Source organism: Kosakonia sp. PSU_27 (assembly GCF_039409795.1).
Lineage (GTDB): Bacteria > Pseudomonadota > Gammaproteobacteria > Enterobacterales > Enterobacteriaceae > Kosakonia.
Genome location: NZ_JBCIVK010000004.1, coordinates 1 through 18,678, shown reverse-complemented (window position 1 = coordinate 18,678; position 18,678 = coordinate 1). Strand labels below are relative to the sequence as shown.

The 18,678-nt window shown below is 54.6% G+C and carries 21 protein-coding genes and 1 pseudogene; 10 read left to right on the top strand and 12 right to left on the bottom strand.

Annotated elements, in window-relative coordinates:
- Window positions 1-50 precede the first annotated feature (50 nt).
- Window positions 51-647, bottom strand: coding sequence for a TetR/AcrR family transcriptional regulator (locus AAIG26_RS10070; RefSeq protein WP_343179698.1), 597 nt, complete (start codon window positions 645-647; stop codon window positions 51-53).
- A gap of 120 nt (window positions 648-767) precedes the next feature.
- Here AAIG26_RS10070 and AAIG26_RS10065 point away from each other — a divergent pair, with 120 nt between their 5' ends.
- From AAIG26_RS10065 to sodC, 3 genes are all read left to right on the top strand, one after another.
- Window positions 768-1,007, top strand: a complete 240-nt coding sequence (locus tag AAIG26_RS10065) for a DUF1289 domain-containing protein (RefSeq protein ID WP_016496290.1) — start codon at window positions 768-770, stop codon at window positions 1,005-1,007.
- Window positions 1,008-1,056: 49 nt separating this feature from the next.
- Complete coding sequence (locus AAIG26_RS10060) at window positions 1,057-1,953, top strand: aldo/keto reductase family oxidoreductase (protein ID WP_045511437.1); 897 nt, start codon at window positions 1,057-1,059, stop codon at window positions 1,951-1,953.
- A 78-nt stretch (window positions 1,954-2,031) separates the two neighbouring features.
- Window positions 2,032-2,553, top strand: a complete 522-nt coding sequence (gene sodC / locus AAIG26_RS10055) for a superoxide dismutase [Cu-Zn] SodC (protein ID WP_343179697.1) — start codon at window positions 2,032-2,034, stop codon at window positions 2,551-2,553.
- On the opposite strand, the gene AAIG26_RS10050 is transcribed toward sodC, so the two are convergent.
- From AAIG26_RS10050 to AAIG26_RS10040, 3 genes are read right to left on the bottom strand one after another with little or no spacing between them, the layout of a single operon-like run.
- The gene (locus AAIG26_RS10050) at window positions 2,546-4,558 is read right to left on the bottom strand and encodes an FUSC family protein (RefSeq protein WP_343179695.1); all 2,013 of its coding nucleotides are present in this window, start codon (window positions 4,556-4,558) and stop codon (window positions 2,546-2,548) included. The genes sodC and AAIG26_RS10050 overlap by 8 nt on opposite strands.
- The gene (locus tag AAIG26_RS10045; RefSeq protein ID WP_343179693.1) at window positions 4,558-5,418 is read right to left on the bottom strand and encodes an HlyD family secretion protein; all 861 of its coding nucleotides are present in this window, start codon (window positions 5,416-5,418) and stop codon (window positions 4,558-4,560) included. The genes AAIG26_RS10050 and AAIG26_RS10045 overlap by 1 nt, the downstream gene beginning before the upstream one ends.
- Window positions 5,419-5,420: 2 nt before the next feature.
- A complete protein-coding gene (locus tag AAIG26_RS10040; RefSeq protein ID WP_086869374.1) occupies window positions 5,421-5,657 on the bottom strand; it encodes a DUF1656 domain-containing protein in 237 nt (78 codons plus the stop codon).
- Window positions 5,658-5,856: 199 nt separating this feature from the next.
- Here AAIG26_RS10040 and slyA point away from each other — a divergent pair, with 199 nt between their 5' ends.
- Window positions 5,857-6,297: a transcriptional regulator SlyA gene (gene slyA / locus AAIG26_RS10035; RefSeq protein ID WP_016496284.1), complete on the top strand. Its 441-nt coding sequence runs from the start codon at window positions 5,857-5,859 to the stop codon at window positions 6,295-6,297.
- 96 nt (window positions 6,298-6,393) lie between these two features.
- On the opposite strand, the gene slyB is transcribed toward slyA, so the two are convergent.
- Entirely contained in the window at window positions 6,394-6,861 is a 468-nt protein-coding gene (gene slyB, locus AAIG26_RS10030) for an outer membrane lipoprotein SlyB (RefSeq protein WP_016496283.1), read from the bottom strand.
- Window positions 6,862-7,143: 282 nt separating this feature from the next.
- On the opposite strand from slyB, the gene anmK reads away from it, so the two are divergent.
- From anmK to pdxY, 5 genes are all read left to right on the top strand, one after another.
- A complete protein-coding gene (gene anmK / locus AAIG26_RS10025) occupies window positions 7,144-8,268 on the top strand; it encodes an anhydro-N-acetylmuramic acid kinase (RefSeq protein WP_343179692.1) in 1,125 nt (374 codons plus the stop codon).
- Window positions 8,269-8,360: 92 nt separating this feature from the next.
- Window positions 8,361-8,681, top strand: a complete 321-nt coding sequence (gene mliC, locus AAIG26_RS10020; RefSeq protein ID WP_016496281.1) for a C-type lysozyme inhibitor — start codon at window positions 8,361-8,363, stop codon at window positions 8,679-8,681.
- Window positions 8,682-8,737: 56 nt separating this feature from the next.
- The gene (gene pdxH / locus AAIG26_RS10015; protein WP_343180311.1) at window positions 8,738-9,394 is read left to right on the top strand and encodes a pyridoxamine 5'-phosphate oxidase; all 657 of its coding nucleotides are present in this window, start codon (window positions 8,738-8,740) and stop codon (window positions 9,392-9,394) included.
- Between the two features lie 142 nt (window positions 9,395-9,536).
- Window positions 9,537-10,811, top strand: coding sequence for a tyrosine--tRNA ligase (gene tyrS / locus AAIG26_RS10010; protein WP_016496279.1), 1,275 nt, complete (start codon window positions 9,537-9,539; stop codon window positions 10,809-10,811).
- Window positions 10,812-10,884: 73 nt separating this feature from the next.
- Window positions 10,885-11,745, top strand: a complete 861-nt coding sequence (gene pdxY / locus AAIG26_RS10005) for a pyridoxal kinase PdxY (RefSeq protein WP_097407077.1) — start codon at window positions 10,885-10,887, stop codon at window positions 11,743-11,745.
- Between the two features lie 64 nt (window positions 11,746-11,809).
- Here pdxY and gstA read toward each other — a convergent pair whose 3' ends face one another.
- Both gstA and dtpA read right to left on the bottom strand, forming a co-directional pair.
- Window positions 11,810-12,415, bottom strand: coding sequence for a glutathione transferase GstA (gene gstA, locus AAIG26_RS10000; protein ID WP_343179690.1), 606 nt, complete (start codon window positions 12,413-12,415; stop codon window positions 11,810-11,812).
- Between the two features lie 107 nt (window positions 12,416-12,522).
- Window positions 12,523-14,025 (bottom strand): dipeptide/tripeptide permease DtpA, encoded by a 1,503-nt coding sequence (dtpA, locus tag AAIG26_RS09995; RefSeq protein ID WP_016496276.1) that lies wholly within the window; start codon window positions 14,023-14,025, stop codon window positions 12,523-12,525.
- A 743-nt stretch (window positions 14,026-14,768) separates the two neighbouring features.
- On the opposite strand from dtpA, the gene AAIG26_RS09990 reads away from it, so the two are divergent.
- Window positions 14,769-15,194 (top strand): CopD family protein, encoded by a 426-nt coding sequence (locus AAIG26_RS09990; RefSeq protein WP_343179688.1) that lies wholly within the window; start codon window positions 14,769-14,771, stop codon window positions 15,192-15,194.
- A 5-nt stretch (window positions 15,195-15,199) separates the two neighbouring features.
- Here the strand turns inward: AAIG26_RS09990 and nth are convergent, their stop codons facing one another.
- From nth to AAIG26_RS09965, 5 genes and pseudogenes are all read right to left on the bottom strand, one after another.
- The gene (nth, locus tag AAIG26_RS09985) at window positions 15,200-15,835 is read right to left on the bottom strand and encodes an endonuclease III (RefSeq protein ID WP_016496272.1); all 636 of its coding nucleotides are present in this window, start codon (window positions 15,833-15,835) and stop codon (window positions 15,200-15,202) included.
- On the bottom strand, window positions 15,835-16,533 hold the full coding sequence (locus tag AAIG26_RS09980; RefSeq protein ID WP_016496271.1) for an electron transport complex subunit E: 699 nt from the start codon (window positions 16,531-16,533) through the stop codon (window positions 15,835-15,837). Before AAIG26_RS09980 ends, nth begins: the two co-directional genes overlap by 1 nt.
- Before the next feature lie 3 nt (window positions 16,534-16,536).
- Entirely contained in the window at window positions 16,537-17,157 is a 621-nt protein-coding gene (gene rsxG, locus AAIG26_RS09975) for an electron transport complex subunit RsxG (RefSeq protein ID WP_343179687.1), read from the bottom strand.
- 9 nt (window positions 17,158-17,166) lie between these two features.
- The gene (gene rsxD, locus AAIG26_RS09970) at window positions 17,167-18,219 is read right to left on the bottom strand and encodes an electron transport complex subunit RsxD (RefSeq protein ID WP_016496269.1); all 1,053 of its coding nucleotides are present in this window, start codon (window positions 18,217-18,219) and stop codon (window positions 17,167-17,169) included.
- Window positions 18,220-18,678, bottom strand: a pseudogene (locus tag AAIG26_RS09965) (electron transport complex subunit RsxC); the annotation flags it as partial. It abuts the gene before it with no gap.

The following is an 18,678-nucleotide window of genomic DNA, read 5'->3' as shown; positions in this document are numbered from 1 at the left end:
TCCTGAATAGACCGGTCGACTAGTAAAAAGTGAAATAAAAATGCCTGCTCTCAGACAGGCGTTGCAATGATGCTGTTTGCATGCGCCAGCGCGCTTTCCAGCGGCAGGGCGCTTCGCGAAATTTTGGCCTGCAAATTGGCACCTAACCACAGGGAGTACAACACTTGCGCCTGCGTTAGTGGTTCGCCCTGAAACGTTAAGCTGCGATCGTTACACCCTTTTACCAGCGTATCCGCGAGCAGGGCGATAACGCCGCTCGCGCCTTTGTCCATTGCTGAACGCATGTCTTCCGACAGATCGCACACTTCCGCCGATAGTTTCACCGTCAGGCAACCGCTAATAATTCCCTGTTGGCTAAACTGCCGGAGCGTCTCCTGATAATACGCCAGTAGCCTGTCACGGTAGTTTCCCGGCCCGCTGGCGAAATGGGCCGCCAGCCGCTGGTGATACGCGGCATAGTGACGCTCAAGCAACGCCACGCCGAACGCCTCTTTAGAGCGAAAATAGTGGTAGAAAGAGCCTTTTGGCACTTCCGCTGTTTTCAGTAATTCGCTCAGGCCCATACCGGTAAACCCGCGATGCATGCAAAGCTGCTCGCCGGTCGCCAGTAAATGTTCGCGCGTGTCATGTTCGGTATTTCTGCTCATCGCGCCACTCTACTAGACCGATCGGTCTGTTGCAAGTGGCGAACAATGCGTTTTTCGCCTTGCGCGTTGTCGACAGGCAGTCTTCAATAAAGGGAACTGCCTGTATTACCGGAGACGACTGTGCCAGAACAACTGGAGTTTTTCCCCGTCCAGAGCCCGTGCCGCGGTATTTGCCAGTCGGATGAGCGCGGTTTTTGTCGTGGCTGCATGCGTAGCCGCGATGAGCGTTTTAACTGGCAAAAAATGACCGATGCGCAAAAGCAGGAGGTGCTGCGTTTGTGCCGCCAGCGCCTGCAGCGCAAAATGCGCGCAAACAAAGCGTCCTCTGCGGAAGAACCTCAGCAACCTTCACTGTTTTAGTCGCCAAAATGCGTATACTCGAAGGCAAATTACCTTCGAGGAAATCATTATGGTTCAACGTATTGCCCTCGCGCCGCAAGGCCCGGAGTTCTCCCGTTTTGTGATGGGCTACTGGCGTTTAATGGACTGGAACATGTCCGCGCAGCAGCTGGTTAGCTTCATTGAGTCTCATCTTGATCTCGGTGTGACTACCGTTGATCACGCGGATATTTACGGCGGTTATCTGTGTGAAGCCGCATTTGGCGAAGCGCTCAAGCTCGCTCCGCATCTGCGTGCCCGCATGGAGATTGTCAGCAAATGCGGCATCGCCACCACCGCGAAACCGGAACATGCGCTGGGTCATTACATTACTGAACGCGACCACATTATTCGCAGTGCCGAACAGTCGCTGGTGAATCTTGCCACCGATCACCTTGATTTGTTACTGATCCACCGTCCCGATCCGTTGATGGACGCCGATGAGGTGGCGGAAGCATTTCTGCATTTGCATCAGAGCGGAAAAGTGCGCCACTTTGGCGTTTCTAACTTCACACCCGCTCAGTTCTCTCTGTTGCAGTCACGCCTGCCATTTACGCTGGCGACCAACCAGGTCGAGATCTCGCCGGTTCACCAGCCGCTACTGCTGGATGGTACGCTGGATCAACTGCAACAGTTGCGCATCCGCCCGATGGCATGGTCATGTCTCGGCGGCGGGCGTCTGTTTAACGATGCTGCGTTCCAGCCGCTACGTGATGAACTGGCGCGCGTTGCGCAGGAACTGAATGCCGAAACCATCGAACAGGTGGTCTATGCCTGGGTGATGCGTCTGCCGTCTGCGCCGCTGCCCATTATTGGCTCGGGTAAAATTGAGCGCGTGCGTTCGGCGCTGGGGGCACTGAACCTTCAGATGACGCGCCAACAGTGGTTCCGTATTCGCAAAGCGGCGCTTGGTTACGACGTGCCATAACGCGGGCAGATGACCTCCCGGTGAAATCTGCCACCCTGGTTTAAACTTACAGGGTTAAAACAGACCGAAGGAGGTCATATGAAGCGTTTTAGTCTGGCTGTGCTGGCGCTCGTGGTTTGCGCTGGGGCGCAAGCCGCTAGTGAAAAAGTGGAAATGAACCTGGTCACTGCGCAGGGCGTTGGGCAGTCTGTTGGTAGTGTAAAAATCAGCGAAACCGATAAGGGGCTGGAATTTGCGCCCGATCTGAAAGCCCTGCCGCCCGGTGAGCATGGTTTTCACGTCCATGCCAAAGGCAGTTGCCAGCCTGCTATTAAAGAGGGGAAAGCCTCTGCTGCTGAAGCGGCAGGGGGGCACCTCGATCCGCAGCATACCGGCAAGCATGAAGGGCCAGAAGGCGCCGGACATTTAGGCGACCTGCCGGTGCTGGTGGTCAACAATGACGGTAAAGCGACCGACCCGGTGGTGGCGCCGCGTCTGAAAAAACTCGCGGATGTGAAAGGCAAAGCGCTGATGGTGCACGTGGGCGGCGATAATATGTCCGATCAACCGAAACCGCTCGGCGGTGGCGGCGCACGTTACGCCTGCGGCGTTATCAAGTAAGCGTTCCGGCTGCCGGGGCTTGCTCCAGCTGCGATAGCGCGCAATATAAGCGCCAGACAACCGAGGCCAGCTCCTGCGCGGCCGGCTGGTGATGTTTACCCAGCACCGCGCTAATCCGCTGCAGCTCGGTCAGCGTGGCAGAAAGCGTTCGTTGCCGGACACCACGCTCACTCATCACATCCCGCAATAAGACAATGCATAACTCGCGGACTTTGGCGAGGGGATCCGAGCGGATTTCCCAGTCGCGTAGCTGCCAGACAACATGCGAGCAATTCAATAACACAACCCCCCAGCGCAGCAACCAGCGCCGTGCTTGCGCGTCCTGGCTATGGCTTAACTGGCTAATGTGGTGATAAACCACCGATTCAAACTCATGCTCGCTCAGCTGTGGCAGGCGGCTAAGTTGATCGACAAAACTGCGGCGCAGCGTGCGAATGTGACGCCGACTTTTGCGGGCATCTGAGCCCGGACGTAACACGGCAAACGCGAGCCACGCCAGCGCGACGCCTGAGATCTTCGCCAGGTTGTCATTTAAGAAGTCCGCAAAGTCATAAACCGGTGGATTGGTCACGGCGATAAACGAGCCCATAAAAACAATCAACTGCCCCCACAACCCGGCCAGCTTTGGCATTTGTAATTTCAACAATTGCAGGGTGGTTAACAGCGGGAAGAGAAACAGCAGAAACACCGCCAGCTCGCTGATTTGCACCATCAGGCCGAATTTCACCATAAAGCTGAACAGCGACAGCAAAATTAAGGTACGCAACAGCAGTGTCAGGGAGTTAAACGGCGCGGGTGAGACGGAGTAAAGCACACAGCTGATAGCCGCAAGTGTCAGCGCCGCCGAGCCCGATTCCCACTGCGTATTGATGCTCCATGCGCCGACCAGACTCAGCGCGCAAAAGGTACGAATGCCGCTCCATAGCGCTTCGGCATTATACGTATCACGCATCAATCCCGGGCTTCGCGGCGGCGTATAACTGCTGACTGGCGAAGCATTCTCCACGCGCGCCAGCCAGCGACTACTGGTGAGGTATAAACGGCAGAAGTAGCGTAAGCGCTGCCAGAATGCATGGTGCCGGTAATCGTCGCTTTCTCCGGGCGCGAGCGGGGCGATAATCCGTGCGACGGTAAGCGCATCCGCGCGCGGGTGAGCAAGCTCGGAGAGCAGTTGCTCAAGAACCGGGCGCAAGTTATCCGGCGCGTCGGGCCAGTTCAGCAACATTCTGCGCAGGCTGGAGATCACACTGGTCATGCGAAGCTGTTGGTGCAGTAACCAGGTAAGCAAACTGTTTTGCCGCCGAAAACGGTAATGGCTCCAGAACGCCTGAATGCGCAGCAAATTGGTGGTGAGGATCTGGCCGATAACGCTCTCATGGGCGGTGCGGATAGCGTCTGTGGTTTCTGGCTGCCATAGAAGGCTTGCATGCTCCAGCAACCGGGCATGCATTTTTTTCAATGCTGACAGCAGGGTGGTTCCGTCCGCGTTGCCGGGCAGGATCATCATCATCATGCCGCCGCACAAAATGCCCAGGATCACTTCGCACACGCGCGCCTGAGCAATGTCCCACAGCTCCGTAATATCGGTCACATCGACCATGGCGAACGCGATAATCGCGGCGGTATAACCCGCCAGTTGAAAGGCATAGGCGACATTATTGGTGAACTGCGCGCAAGCCCAGGTACAAAAGCCAATCCAGGTGGCCATGGCGAACAGAAACAGCCACGGATCGTTGAGTGTCTGACCGGCAATGATCAGTGCCGCGCTCGCCCCAAGCAGGCTCCCGGCAATACGGCCAAGGCTTTTACTGATCACGCCGCCGACGGTGGGGAAGCTGACAACGGCTGCGGATGTCATGGCCCAGTACGGTTCATCGAGATCGAGATAATAAGCCACCGTGAGCGCCAGACACATCGCGATACCGTTGCGCAGCGCATAGCGCCACTGCCCGACCGTGGCTTTTACCCATGGCAGATTTTGCCAGAGCCAGACAGGCGATTTCATTACTGACCGCCAATCGCCACGGTGCACGTGGTGCCGGAAACCAGCGTCAGCCCGGCGGGCAGGTTATCAAACTGAATACGTACCGGCACACGCTGCGCCAGCCGTACCCACGGTACGTTCGGTTTGATATCGGCAACCAGCCCGCTGTCAGTCTCGACGCTTTGGTCATATATCGCGCGACCAATACTTGATACGTGACCCTGTAACGTAACATCTCCACTATAAAGTACGATTTTCGCTGCTGCCCCTTCATGAATATGGCGCAACTTGGTCTCTTCAAAGTAACCCATCACATAAAACGAATGGCTATCGACCAGCGCGAAAACCGGTTGCCCGGCGGTAGCGTAATTGCCAGAACGGGTGGAAAGGTTGGTGACCCAGCCGTCTACCGGTGCCTTAACTACTGTTTGCGCCAATTGCCATTGTGCCTGCGCAAGTTGTGCCTGCGCTGCCGCAACGCTTGCCTGCGCGGCTTTAACACTAATATTGGCAGTATCGAGATCTTCTGCGGAGATGTAGTTTTGTGAGAGATGGCGACGGCGATTGGCTTCATTATTCGCTTTTGCCAGATCGGTTTGCATACGAGCCAGTTGGGCTTCGGCGTTCAGTATGGCAATGTGGTAAGGCGTATCGTCAATACGAAACAGCACATCGCCCGCTTTAACCAACTGGTTATCTTTCACCTTCAGTTCGCTGATGCTGCCTGAGACCTGCGGTGTGATACTGACCTGCTCAGCGCGGATCTTTCCGTCACGCGTCCAGGGGGACTGCATATAAAAGTTCCACATCCACCAGGCCGCGACAATCGCCACAGCCAGCACCAGGAGAGTAGAAAAATACTTCAGGGATTTCAGGCGCATAATTACCACACAATTAGCAAGCCGAGGGCGAGGCTCAGCGCAATAACAAACAAGGAGAGATCCATCAGGATGGGGTGCCAGATATCACCCGCATAAATCCACCCGCGCAACAGGCGATGAGCAATAAGCCAGAACAAAAAGCCCAGCATGACCACTTTAAATACGGGAGGGAAATAGACCGATGCGCCAAAAATCAGATCTTGCAGGGGTAAGTTCGGGAAACTTGAGTTCAACTTCACACTTTGTGTCCTGTGCAACCTAACGGATCGCCAGATTGATGATTATCATTAGATAAGTACCAACCACTGCGTGTTGCTAAGGCAGGTGGAATCTCAGCGTAAGCCCCGGCGAGAACCGCAATACATTTGTTTTACCAATATAAATACTGCAAACTATTCTAAAATGAGTATAATAACTTAGCAAGCTAATTATAAGGAGATGAAATTGGAATCGCCATTAGGTTCTGATCTGGCACGCTTAGTGCGCGTCTGGCGCGCTTTGATTGACCATCGCCTGAAACCTCTGGAATTAACGCAGACTCACTGGGTAACGCTGCATAATATTCATCAGCTGCCGCCCGATCAGTCGCAAATTCAACTGGCAAAAGCGATTGGCATTGAGCAGCCTTCGCTGGTGCGTACGCTGGATCAACTGGAAGAGAAAGGCCTTATTTCTCGCCAGACCTGCGCCAACGATCGCCGGGCAAAGCGGATCAAATTGACAGAAAAAGCGGACCCAATCATTGAAGAGATGGAGACGGTTATTCGTAAAACCCGGGGGGAAATACTTTCCGGGATCTCTGCGGAAGAACTCGATCAGTTGATTAAAATGATTGCTCGACTGGAACAAAACATCAATGAGCTTCAGTCGCGAGACTGACCAGCAAAGCCTTGCATCCGCAAGGCTTTTTTACATCAACATTCAGTATTGGCAATATGAAAGGGCGGCCACTGGCGTGACCACCTAATGCGGGAATTAACGCGGGGAAACGGTAATCTGACGACCGTTGCTTGCCATCACGACGCGCTGGCCTGCGGAGAAACGGGTGTTGCCCTGTTTCTGCACGACCATAATGGTGTTGCCATCATCTTTACGAATTTCCAGCTCAACACCCTGCGTTTTATTCAGTGAACCCTGGACGGATTGCCCTGCAACACCACCGGCTACCGCGCCTGCTGCGGTGGCGAGAGAACGTCCCGTGCCGCCGCCAACAGTATTGCCAAGGAAACCACCCAGCACTGCACCGCCAAGCGCGCCGATAACATTGTTTTCGTCGCCACCCTGAATCTGTACCGGACGGACGTTAACAATGGTGCCGTAAGTGACATTCTGCACCTGTTTAGCTTCGGATGCAGAGTAGACATCACCGGAAAGCGTGTCGTTATTCACGCAGCCAGCCAAAGTAAAACCAATCAGCGAAACTGCCAGTGCACGTAACATCATTTATGAATCTCCTGTTCACCATGAAACGCCCTTGCGGGCATCCGACATGGTTAAATTATATGGCATTTTAGCAATACCAGGTCATATCTTCTGCCAAATCCCGGCAAAATAATAATCAACGCGAGTTTAACCAGATTTAAACGAAGCGATTATAAGCGCAGCACGGCGTAATTTCACTTAACGGAAAATCATCCGATTGTTAAAAAGTGTTTGCAGCCGATGGCGTTAACCCCCGCTTTATGGTGGAGTGGTGCCCTTCGGTCATGCATTAAAGGAAGGCGTATGAAATCGGGTCGCTACATTGGGGTGATGTCTGGAACAAGTCTGGATGGGGTTGATGTGGTGCTGGCGGCAATCGATGAAACCATGGTCGCGCAGCAAGCGAGCCTGACGTTTCCGATTCCGCTGCCGTTAAAAGAGGCGATTCTTGGCATTTGCCAGGGACAGCAACTTACACTTTCGCAACTGGGGCGGCTGGATACCCAACTGGGCAAGTTGTTTGCCGACGCGGTGCTGGCGTTAATGGACCGAGAGCAACTCCACCCGGAAGATATCGTCGCGATTGGCTGTCACGGGCAAACCGTCTGGCATGAGCCGACAGGCATTGCGCCGCATACTTTGCAGATTGGTGACAATAACCATATCGCGGCGCGTACGGGGGTGACGGTGGTCGGTGATTTTCGCCGCCGTGATATCGCGCTTGGCGGGCAGGGCGCGCCGCTGGTGCCGGCCTTTCACCATGCACTGCTGGCGCACCCGGTAGAACGGCGCATGGTGCTCAACATTGGTGGCATCGCCAATTTATCGCTTCTGATCCCCGGCCAGCCGGTCAGAGGCTATGACACCGGACCTGGCAACATGCTCATGGACGCATGGATTTGGCGGCAAAAAGGCAAACCCTACGACAAAGACGCGCAGTGGGCGAGCGAAGGTAAAGTGGTGCTGCCGCTCCTGCAAAACATGCTAAGCGATGCCTACTTTGCCACGCCTGCACCGAAAAGTACCGGTCGTGAATACTTTAACTACAGCTGGCTGGAACGCAACCTGGCGCACTTCCCGGGGGTAAGCGCCAGCGATGTGCAGGCCACGCTGGCTGAACTGACGGCGGTGACAATTTCCGAGCAGGTGCTGCTCAGTGGCGGTTGTGAACGCCTGCTGGTCTGTGGTGGGGGGAGTCGAAATCCGCTGGTCATGGCGCGTCTGGCGGGGCTTTTGCCAGGTACAGAAGTCACCACCACGGATGAAGCCGGTATCAGCGGCGACGACATGGAAGCGCTGGCGTTTGCCTGGCTTGCGTGGCGAACTCTGGCCGGACTGCCTGGCAATCTTCCCTCTGTCACCGGCGCGTCCGCTGCCTCGGTGCTCGGCGCGATTTACCCTGCTAACCCGCGGCAGAATCAGAGTTAACCGCATTTCACTTTAGTTGCACCGGGCTAGACTGACCAGGCTTAGGGAGGGCGTTTCGCCCTCCGTGACCAGGACCGTCCCGGGAATACTCTATGAAAAAAATAGTCATCGCCTGTCTGCCCGCACTGCTTGCCGGATGCAGCTATTACAATCAGTTTGTAGAACGCATGCATACCGATACGCTGGTTTACCAGTGCGACGAAAAACCGCTCACCGTGAAAATTAATAACACCCGCCAGCAGGCGAGTTTTGTCTGGGATGATAAATTGCTGACCTTACAGCAAGGGCTTTCAGCCTCCGGCGCACGTTACACGGATGGCGTCTACGTTTTCTGGTCGAAGGGTGAGAGTGCGACCGTCTACAAGCGCGATCGCATCGTACTGAATAATTGCCAGCTTATTCCGCAGCGTTGAGATTTTCACAGGGGGGCGCATAATAGCCCCACCTGATGATTACTTTCGCTAACGCCATGTCTGATAACGATCAATTGCAGCAAATCGCGCATCTGCGCCGTGAATACACCAAAGGTGGTCTGCGTCGCGGCGACCTTCCCACCGAACCGTTGGCATTATTTGAACGCTGGCTGGGGCAGGCCTGTGAAGCCCAGCTTGCCGATCCTACAGCAATGGTTGTCGCGACAGTGGATGAGAACGGCCAACCTTACCAGCGCATCGTATTGCTCAAGCATTATGATGAAAAAGGGCTGGTGTTCTATACCAACCTTGGCAGCCGTAAGGCGCATCACATCGAAAACAACCCTGCTGTCAGTCTGCTGTTCCCATGGCATATGCTGGAACGGCAGGTGATGGTCACCGGCAAAGCTGAACGGCTTTCAACGCTCGAAGTGGTGAAGTATTTCCACAGCCGCCCGCGTGACAGCCAAATCGGCGCCTGGGTATCGAAACAATCGAGCCGCATCTCCGCGCGCGGCATTCTGGAAAGCAAGTTCCTTGAACTGAAGCAAAAGTTCCAGCAGGGCGAAATCCCGTTACCCAGTTTCTGGGGCGGCTATCGCGTCAGTATTGACCAGATGGAGTTCTGGCAAGGCGGTGCCAATCGCCTCCATGACCGTTTTTTATACCAGCGCGAGAATGATGCGTGGAAAATTGACCGCCTCGCGCCGTAAACCCTGAAAAATGTTGCTATAAGCGCTGGCACTCCGTGTTCCGGCGCTTTATTCTATCTGCCCCCCATGAAGTATCCTTTCGCATCTGGCGAAAAGTCGTGTACCGGCAAAGGTGCAGTCCGTTTTATACATGGAGATTTTGATGGCAAGCAGTAACTTGATTAAACAATTGCAAGAGCGGGGCCTCGTGGCTCAGGTGACGGATGAGGAAGCGTTAGCAGAGCGACTGGCGCAGGGCCCGATCGCGCTCTATTGCGGCTTCGATCCCACCGCTGACAGCTTGCATTTGGGGCATCTGGTTCCATTGTTATGCCTGAAACGCTTCCAGCAGGCTGGCCACAAGCCAGTAGCGCTGGTGGGTGGCGCGACCGGTCTGATTGGCGACCCGAGTTTTAAAGCCACTGAGCGTAAACTGAACACTGAAGACACCGTGCAGGAGTGGGTGGATAAAATCCGCAAACAGGTTGCACCGTTCCTCGATTTCGACTGTGGCGACAACTCCGCTATCGCTGCAAATAACTACGACTGGTTTGGCAGCATGAACGTGCTGACCTTCCTGCGCGATATCGGCAAACACTTCTCTGTTAACCAGATGATTAACAAAGAAGCGGTCAAGCAGCGCCTGAACCGCGATGATGTCGGCATCTCGTTCACCGAGTTTTCCTACAACCTGCTGCAGGGTTACGACTTTGCCTGCCTGAACGAACTGCATAATGTCGTGCTGCAAATTGGCGGCTCCGACCAGTGGGGTAACATCACGTCGGGTATCGATCTGACTCGCCGCCTGCACCAAAATCAGGTGTTTGGCCTGACGGTTCCGCTGATCACCAAAGCCGATGGCACCAAATTTGGTAAAACCGAAGGCGGCGCGGTGTGGCTCGATCCGAAGAAAACCAGTCCGTATAAGTTCTACCAGTTCTGGATCAACACCGCCGACGCGGACGTTTACCGCTTCCTGAAGTTCTTCACCTTTATGGACATCGCGGAAATTAACGCGCTGGAAGAAGAAGACAAAAACAGCGGTAAAGCGCCGCGTGCGCAATATGTGCTGGCAGAGCAGGTGACGCGTCTGGTTCATGGCGAAGAGGGGTTAACCGCCGCTAAACGCATCACTGAAAGCCTGTTCAACGGTACGCTGAGTGATTTGAGCGAAGCCGATTTTGAACAGCTGGCGCAGGATGGCGTACCGATGGTTGAGATGGAAAAAGGTGCCGATCTGATGCAGGCGCTGGTGGATTCGGAGCTGCAGCCGTCCCGCGGCCAGGCGCGTAAAACCATCGCGTCTAACGCTGTTACCATCAACGGCGAAAAACAATCCGATCCGGAGTATTTCTTCACTGATGGCGATCGCCTGTTCGGCCGCTACACGCTGTTGCGCCGCGGTAAGAAAAACTACTGCTTGATCTGCTGGAAATAAAAACAGACCTGCTGAAGGGAGTGAGAAATCACTCCCTTCTTTTTATTGCTCCACTTCTGCAAGGCTACCAACAATGAAGAATATCCTCGCCATTCAATCGCATGTGGTCTTTGGTCATGCGGGGAATAGTGCCGCCGAGTTTCCGATGCGCCGCTTGGGCGCTAACGTCTGGCCGCTGAACACGGTGCAGTTTTCTAACCATACCCAGTACGGCAAATGGACCGGCAGCGTTATGCCGCCAGACCATCTGACCGAAATTGTGCAGGGTATTGCGGCAATTGACCAACTGAAACGCTGCGACGCGGTGCTGAGTGGTTATCTGGGTTCGGCAGAGCAGGGAGAGCATATTCTTGGGATCGTCCGCCAGGTGAAAGCAGCCAACCCGCAGGCGAAGTATTTCTGCGATCCGGTCATGGGGCATCCGGAGAAAGGCTGCATCGTTGCGCCTGGCGTTGCCGAGTTTCATGTCCGCCACGCCTTGCCTGCCAGCGATATCATTGCGCCCAATCTGATTGAGCTGGAGATCCTCTGCGAGCATGCGGTCCACACGGTGGAGGACGCAGTGGCTGCGGCACGCGAGCTGATTGCGCAGGGGCCGCAAATCGTGCTGGTGAAACACCTGGCGCGCGCGGGACTGAGCGCCGATCGCTTTGAAATGTTGCTGGTGACGTCCAGTGAAGCCTGGCACATTAGCCGTCCGCTGGTGGATTTTGGCGCACGTCAGCCTGTCGGAGTGGGTGATGTGACCAGCGGATTGTTACTGGTGAAATTGTTGCAGGGGGCGAGCGTACGTGAAGCGCTCGAACACGTAACGGCGGCGGTGTATGAAATTATGCTGGCGACCAAAAATTTGCAGGAGTATGAACTGCAGGTGGTCGCGGCGCAGGACAGAATTGCGCAACCTGAGCATCTTTTTAGCGCGACATTGCTGTAAAAAAGGCGGGGATCCCCGCCTTTATTGTTGCCCGCTGAGCAGCGCGTACGCGGGCATTCACATTCTACTGAATACCTTCTGCCGCCATTGCAGTCGCCACCGCAGGGCGAGCGGCAACACGCGCCATATACGCATCAATATTCGACAGACCTTCCATATTCAATTTCACCGCGCGCGCCCAGCGCAGAACCGTGAACAGATAACCGTCGGCAATGGTAAAGTTCGCACCGCTAATCCATGCGTTATTGCTCAGGCATTCATTCACGTAGTGCAATTTTTTCTCAAGTAAAGCGCGTACGGTGGGTTTGTACTCTTCCGGTGTATCCGGGCGAAACAGCGGGGTGAAGCCTTTATGCAGCTCGGTTGCGATAAAATTCAGCCACTCCAGCGTTTTGTAACGCGGCAGGGTGCCAACAGGTGCCAGTAACTGGCTCTCAGGCGCGCTGTCAGCAACGTATTGCATAATCGCCACGCCTTCGGTAATCAGAGTGTTGTCATTCAGCAGCAGCGCCGGGATTTGTCCTTTCGGGTTGATGGCAAAAAAGTCATCGCCGTTTTCCAGGCGTTTTTTCATCAAATCAACACTTACCAGATCCACATCTTTTCCGCTCTCACGCAGAGCAATATGTGAGGCGAGAGAGCAGGCGCCCGGCTTGTAAAACAGTTTCATTATCTTTTCCTTATGGCTGATTTCCGGCATAGGTTATTACGCGGCAGAATAAAAAAAAAGCCGCTAACTTGCGTTAGCGGCTGAATAATTCGAGTTCCCCGCGGCGATTATGCCGTAGCGGTTTCCGACGTGTCGCGAGTGGTATCTTCGCTCTGCGTCATGCGGTTCAGCTTCGGTGCGGTGACGATCATCAGCAAAGCGATAATCGCTGTCGCGATACCAATTTGCAGGAACACGGTGCCATAGATATTCAGTGACATCAGTGGATCGGTCACGTTTTCCGGGATCGCCATCTGATTAGCCACATAGCCGGCGATAATGTTCGCGCCAGCCGTGGTCAGGAACCAGCTTCCCATAATGAAGCCCATCAGACGCTGCGGCACCAGTTGCGCAACCATCGCCAGACCGAGACCAGAGATCATCAGTTCACCGATACTTTGCAGACCATAGCTTGCGATCAGCCAGCTTACGGAAACGATACCCGCATCAGATGCGAATTTCGTGCCCAGCGGCAGCACCAGGAACGCGCCGGAGCACAGCACCATACCGATCGCGAATTTGTGCGGCATCGGCAGCGTATCACCCATTTTGTTATAAATAGCGGCCAGAATCGGGCTACCAATGATGATCCAGAACGGGTTCAGCGCCTGATACTGTTCAGGTTCGAAAGCGATACCGAACAGCGTGTGCTCAACGTTACGGATAGCAAAGAAGTTCAGCGATGTCGGCATCTGGCTGTAGAGTACGAAGAAGACAATCGCTTGCACCATCAGAATAAAGGCGACGATCATTTTACGACGCGCGGCACCTTTCAGCGCGAAAGTCTCTTTGGCGAAGATGCAGATAATACCCAGCGCCACAACGCCCAGCACCATACGCGCGATGCCCTGGTTGTGCAGCAGCCAGGTGGCGATAGCAATCAGCGCCACGATGCCGACAATGGTTGCCAGCAGATAGCCAACGCGCAGCGGTTCGAAATCGGGTTTAGAACCGTGATTTTTCACCCAACGTTTGCAGAAGGCGAAGTTAACGATAGTGATCAGCAAACCCACCACGCTCAGACCAAACGCAGTGCTCCAGCCGAACTTCGCAGCCAGCCACGGGGTTGCCAGCATGGAGAAGAACGAACCGACGTTAACGGACATGTAGTACATGGTAAATGCACCATCCAGACGCGGGTCGTCTTTCGCATAGCAGGTGGATAGCAGGGATGACGGGTTGGCTTTAAACAGACCATTACCCACGGCAATTGCCGCCATGCCCATGTACACAATGCTCGCGTCATGACCGGACCACGCTACCAGCGCATAACCGATGGCCAGCACGATCGCGCCCAGCATGATTACGCGTTTGGTGCCCAGTACTTTGTCACCCAGCCAGCCACCGATGGCAACCAGGCCATAAACCAGTGCGCTGAAGGAGGAGAACAGTGTAATAGAGTCCGCTTCTGACATACCCAGTTGTTTCACCAGGTAAACAGCCATAATCCCTTGCAGGCCGTAGTAACCAAAACGTTCCCATAACTCGATAGAGAAGATCAGATAAAACGCTTTCGGTTGCTTAAAAGCGTTCAGGCTGACGCTTTCCGTTGGTTTGTTTGCAGTTGACACATATACCTCTTTTTTTACATCCCATATTAACGGGGGTGTTCAGCGCGCAATGACCAGAGTTCATCACGCTTATAGTTATATTGGGAGGGGAAAACGGCGGTTAATGTTCACTATCCAGCGCGTTCAGGCAAGTCTTTTGACATATTCTGTTACATAGATCCAGGGCATTACAATGCTCGGTGTTTTTATTTGTTATTCAGAGTTAAATTTCATCATTGAAATAAAAGTGGATTTTTCTACTACAGTCCGGGGGTTAGATTGCACATTAAGGCATATGTTCTGCTATTTTGGCTAAATGGTAGTGTATTGGGCTGGTTTATGTAGTCAATCTGGTCATATCTCTTGTAAAACATGATTAAAGTTTGCACTGCAACCATTTGCTATACATCGCTAATCTCTTTTTTAACATTGTGTTAGCAATAGCGACCGAATTTGCCGTCAGTTGGATTTTTTTCTTCTAAAAAAAGGAATAAACTTATTAAATACGCATAAGTGGACGATTATTTGCTCAATATCACGATCTGTGCGCAATCATTCGACATTTTAAGTAATTTACAGAGACGTGAGCGTTATCACATAAAGTTATGACATGAAATCAGCGGGTTCTCTTATCCGCTACTCGTTGGGTAATCGGCCAGAGAGCAATAATCAATCTTTTATTTCTCTTTGTCGCGCATTGTTCATGACAGGGAGCAGTTACGCTGTCAGACTTGCCGCAGTCTTTATTACACTGGAGTCAAACTATGAACATTCATCCATGGCTCAACGCGTTACATATCGCGGCGGCCATCGTCTGGATAGGCGGAATGCTGGTTATGGCGGTTGTTGCCGGCTGGTGCGCCACACAAGCAGATAACACCGCGCGTGTCGCATTGGCGGGCGATGTCCGGCGCTGGAGCCGGAAAATCACCACGCCTGCAATGGTGCTGCTGTGGGTTGCTGGTGCGGTAATGGTAGTTGCGCACGGTCAAATGCCGCATCTGTGGCTGATAATCAAGGTGGTGGTAGTGTTGCTGCTTTCAGGCCTGCACGGTTTTCTCTCTGCCACGCTGCGTCGCATCGCGGCAGGTGAAGCGGTGAAGGGGATGGGCGCTTTGCGTAATGCAACCACCATTACTGTTGTCGCTGTGGTGGTGATAATTCTGCTGGCGGTACTGCGCCCGTTCTGACGGCGTTAACTATCGACTTTACTGTCGTACTCGCACAGATCTTCGATAATGCAGGAGCCGCAGCGCGGCTTACGGGCGATGCAGGTGTATCGCCCGTGCAGGATCAGCCAGTGGTGGCAATCGACTTTAAATTCAGCGGGTACCACTTTCAAAAGCTTCTCTTCCACTTCCTCAACGTTTTTACCCGGCGCGAAACGTGTGCGGTTAGAGACGCGAAAAATATGCGTATCCACGGCGATGGTTGGCCAGCCAAACGCGGTGTTAAGTACCACATTGGCGGTTTTGCGCCCGACGCCCGGCAGCGCTTCCAGCGCGGCTCTGTCTTCCGGCACTTCGCCATTGTGTTTTTCCAGCAAAATACGGCATGTCTTGATGACATTCTCCGCTTTGCTGTTAAACAAGCCGATGGTTTTGATGTACTGCTTCACGCCCTCAACGCCCAGCTCCAGCATCGCTTTGGGCGTGTTTGCCACCGGGTAGAGCAGGGCTGTAGCTTTATTGACGCTGACATCGGTGGCCTGCGCGGAGAGCAGTACGGCGATCAGCAACTCAAACGGTGAGGTGAAATTCAGCTCGGTAGTCGGGTGCGGGTTGTTTTCCCGTAAGCGGGTTAAAATTTCCAGTCGTTTTGCTTTATTCATTATGCCTTCCCGGGCGCGGCCTGAGTGCTGTCGTTTTCCGCAGTCGCCGCCGCTTCACGGCGTTTTTTCATTTTCTGATCGATAAGGTATTTCACCGCCAGCATCATGCCGAGGCCAATAAACGCGCCCGGCGGCAACATCGCCAGCAGGAACGGGGAATCGGTGTGGAACACTTCTATGCGCAGCGCCTTCGCCCAGCCGCCTAACAGGCCATCCGCGCCATCAAACAGCGTACCGTTACCGAGGATCTCGCGCAGGGAACCCAGGACGAACATGGCGCAGGTTGCACCCATACCAATAGAGAAACCATCGAGTGCTGAAAGTGCCGGGCCTTTTTTGGCCGCAAACGCTTCAGCACGTCCCACCACGATACAGTTGGTGACGATCAGCGGAATAAAAATGCCCAGTGACTGGTAAAGCCCGAACGCATAAGCGTTGATCAGCATTTGTACCGCGCTGACCACCGAGGCGATGATCATCACGTAGATAGGGATGCGGATCTCATCCGGCGTCCAGCGGCGCAGGAGCGAGATAAACAGGTTGGTCAGGGTGAGTACGAGCGTTGTCGCCAGCCCCAGACCCAGCGCGTTGGTGGCAGTGGACGTGACCGCCAGCAGCGGACACATACCCAGTAGCTGTACCAGGGCAGAGTTGTTTTTCCACAGTCCCTGAACAATAACCTCTTTCACTTCGCTCATCGCTTACTCTCCACAACCCGGTAAACGGGAAAGCTGTTCCGGTAGTGTCATCGCGTACAGGCCGGTCCGTTTCACCGCGTTAACGACCGCGCGCGGCGTAATGGTCGCACCGGTAAACTGATCAAAATCACCGCCATCTTTTTTCACCGCAAAGTGGCTATCGGCCGCGCCGTCAATCCGCTTCCCGGCGAAGTGGGTGACCCAGTCAGAAATTCGCAGCTCAATCTTATCGCCGAGACCCGGGGTTTCATGGTGCTCCGTCACCCGCACACCCAGCACCGTGCCGCTGAAATCTGCGCCGACAAGCAGCTGGATGGCGCCTGAGTAACCGTCCGGTGCGGTCGCCTCAAGGACTGCAGCAACCGGCTTGTCATCTTTTTTGGCGATCCACACATGGTGTTGTCCTTTGCCAAGCGCCGGATCGCTGACCAGAAAACAGCTCTGTTGCAGCGAGTTATTATAGCTGTCGCCCGGGATCACCTGATCAAACAGCGCTTTTTGTTGCAGCGCGGCCTGGTCGGCAATGGTGGTTTTGGTCATTTGGTCTATTGCGGCGGTCAGCCCGGTAGAACCTGCGGCGAACAGCGCCAGCGTCACGCCATGTTTACGCATTGTCTTTAGCATGGCGGCTCCTTAACGATGCCCGTACACGCGCGGACGCGTGTAGTAATCAATCAACGGCACGGTAATATTTGCCAGTAATACGGCAAAGGCCACGCCATCCGGGTAGCCGCCAAAACTGCGGATAAGCCACACCAGCACGCCCGCCAGCGCGCCAAAAATCAGCCGGCCTTTGTTGGTGGTCGAAGCGGTAACCGGATCGGTCAGAATGAAAAACGCACCCAGCATGGTCGCGCCAGAGAACAGATGCAATTGCGGCGCAGCCAGCGACTGCGGGGCGAAAACCCAGCCGAGTGTGGCGCAAATCGCCAGAGTCAGCAGGAAGCTTACCGGGATATGCCAGCGAATAGTTTTTTGCCACAGCAGGAACAGACCACCGGCCAGATAGCCGAGGTTGACCCACTGCCAGCCAGCACCAGCTAGCACGCCGCTATAGATAGGGGAGCGCAGGATCTGCTCGACGCTGTGTCCGGCATGCAATGAAGTTTTAAAGGTGTCGAGCGGCGTCGCCTGGCTGATGCCATCGATACCAATGCGCAGCGTTTCCATATTTGCGCCAGCGGCAGTGTGACCGGTGAAAATAACCTGTAACGCATCGATAAAGCCGGGAACGGTGCGTGCGATTTCATAGGGCGGCAGCCAGCTGGTCATCTGCACCGGGAAGGAGATTAACAGCACCACATAGCCAATCATTGCCGGGTTAAACGGGTTGTGGCCTAAACCGCCGTAAAGCTGCTTGGCGATAACTACTGCGAACACGGTGCCAAGCACCACCATCCACCACGGGGCGAAAGAGGGAATACTGATAGCCAGCAGCAGACCGGTTAACAGGGCAGAGTTGTCCGCCAGGATCGCGCTAACGTTCTGCTTGCGTAATTTCAGTACCAGCGCTTCGGCAGCCAGCGCGCTGATAATGGCGAGAATGAGCTGTATCAGTGTCCCCCAACCGAAAAACCACAATTGCGCAGCAATGCCCGGCACGGCCGCGAGCGTCACCAGCAGCATGATACGTGAGGTCTGGCGCTGGTTATGGGTGTAAGGGGAACTTGCGATTCTGAAAACCATTTAATCCTCGTTAACGGCTTGCTGTGCGGCCTTCTTCGCCTGAACACGGGCGATGGCTGCGGCGACGGCGGCTTTGCGCGGGTCGTCATTGGCGGCCTGCGCAAAAGACGAGACCTCATCAGTTTGCGTGGCGGCTTGTAGTTGTTCTGATTTGCGCGCTTTGGCGCGGGCAATCGCCGCTTCAACCGCGGCTTTGCGTGGATCGACCGGTGCAGGTTCAGCCGGTGACTGTCCGGCGTCCACCTGTGGTTGCTCAGCGTTTGCGGTCGATTCTGCTGGCTGGTTCTGCGCGAGCTTGCGCGCTTTGGCGCGGGCAATCGCTGCTTCAACGGCGGCTTTGCGCGGATCAACCGGTGCAGATCCAGCCGGTGACTGTCCGGCGTCCACCTGTGGTTGCTCAGCGTTTGCTGCGGGTTCAGCGGACTGGCTCTGTGCGAGCTTGCGCGCTTTGGCGCGGGC

Coding starts and splice junctions, on each gene's coding strand:
- sodC (WP_343179697.1), top strand. CDS start 2,032: ATGAAGCGTTTTAGTCTGGCTGTGCTGGCGCTCGTGGTTTGCGCTGGG.
- slyA (WP_016496284.1), top strand. CDS start 5,857: ATGAAATTGGAATCGCCATTAGGTTCTGATCTGGCACGCTTAGTGCGC.
- AAIG26_RS10050 (WP_343179695.1), bottom strand. CDS start 4,558: ATGAAATCGCCTGTCTGGCTCTGGCAAAATCTGCCATGGGTAAAAGCC.
- pdxY (WP_097407077.1), top strand. CDS start 10,885: ATGAAGAATATCCTCGCCATTCAATCGCATGTGGTCTTTGGTCATGCG.
- mliC (WP_016496281.1), top strand. CDS start 8,361: ATGAAAAAAATAGTCATCGCCTGTCTGCCCGCACTGCTTGCCGGATGC.
- AAIG26_RS10045 (WP_343179693.1), bottom strand. CDS start 5,418: ATGCGCCTGAAATCCCTGAAGTATTTTTCTACTCTCCTGGTGCTGGCT.
- nth (WP_016496272.1), bottom strand. CDS start 15,835: ATGAATAAAGCAAAACGACTGGAAATTTTAACCCGCTTACGGGAAAAC.
- rsxD (WP_016496269.1), bottom strand. CDS start 18,219: ATGGTTTTCAGAATCGCAAGTTCCCCTTACACCCATAACCAGCGCCAG.
- anmK (WP_343179692.1), top strand. CDS start 7,144: ATGAAATCGGGTCGCTACATTGGGGTGATGTCTGGAACAAGTCTGGAT.
- AAIG26_RS10060 (WP_045511437.1), top strand. CDS start 1,057: ATGGTTCAACGTATTGCCCTCGCGCCGCAAGGCCCGGAGTTCTCCCGT.
- AAIG26_RS10070 (WP_343179698.1), bottom strand. CDS start 647: ATGAGCAGAAATACCGAACATGACACGCGCGAACATTTACTGGCGACC.
- rsxG (WP_343179687.1), bottom strand. CDS start 17,157: ATGCTAAAGACAATGCGTAAACATGGCGTGACGCTGGCGCTGTTCGCC.
- tyrS (WP_016496279.1), top strand. CDS start 9,537: ATGGCAAGCAGTAACTTGATTAAACAATTGCAAGAGCGGGGCCTCGTG.
- AAIG26_RS09980 (WP_016496271.1), bottom strand. CDS start 16,533: ATGAGCGAAGTGAAAGAGGTTATTGTTCAGGGACTGTGGAAAAACAAC.
- gstA (WP_343179690.1), bottom strand. CDS start 12,415: ATGAAACTGTTTTACAAGCCGGGCGCCTGCTCTCTCGCCTCACATATT.
- AAIG26_RS09990 (WP_343179688.1), top strand. CDS start 14,769: ATGAACATTCATCCATGGCTCAACGCGTTACATATCGCGGCGGCCATC.
- pdxH (WP_343180311.1), top strand. CDS start 8,738: ATGTCTGATAACGATCAATTGCAGCAAATCGCGCATCTGCGCCGTGAA.
- slyB (WP_016496283.1), bottom strand. CDS start 6,861: ATGATGTTACGTGCACTGGCAGTTTCGCTGATTGGTTTTACTTTGGCT.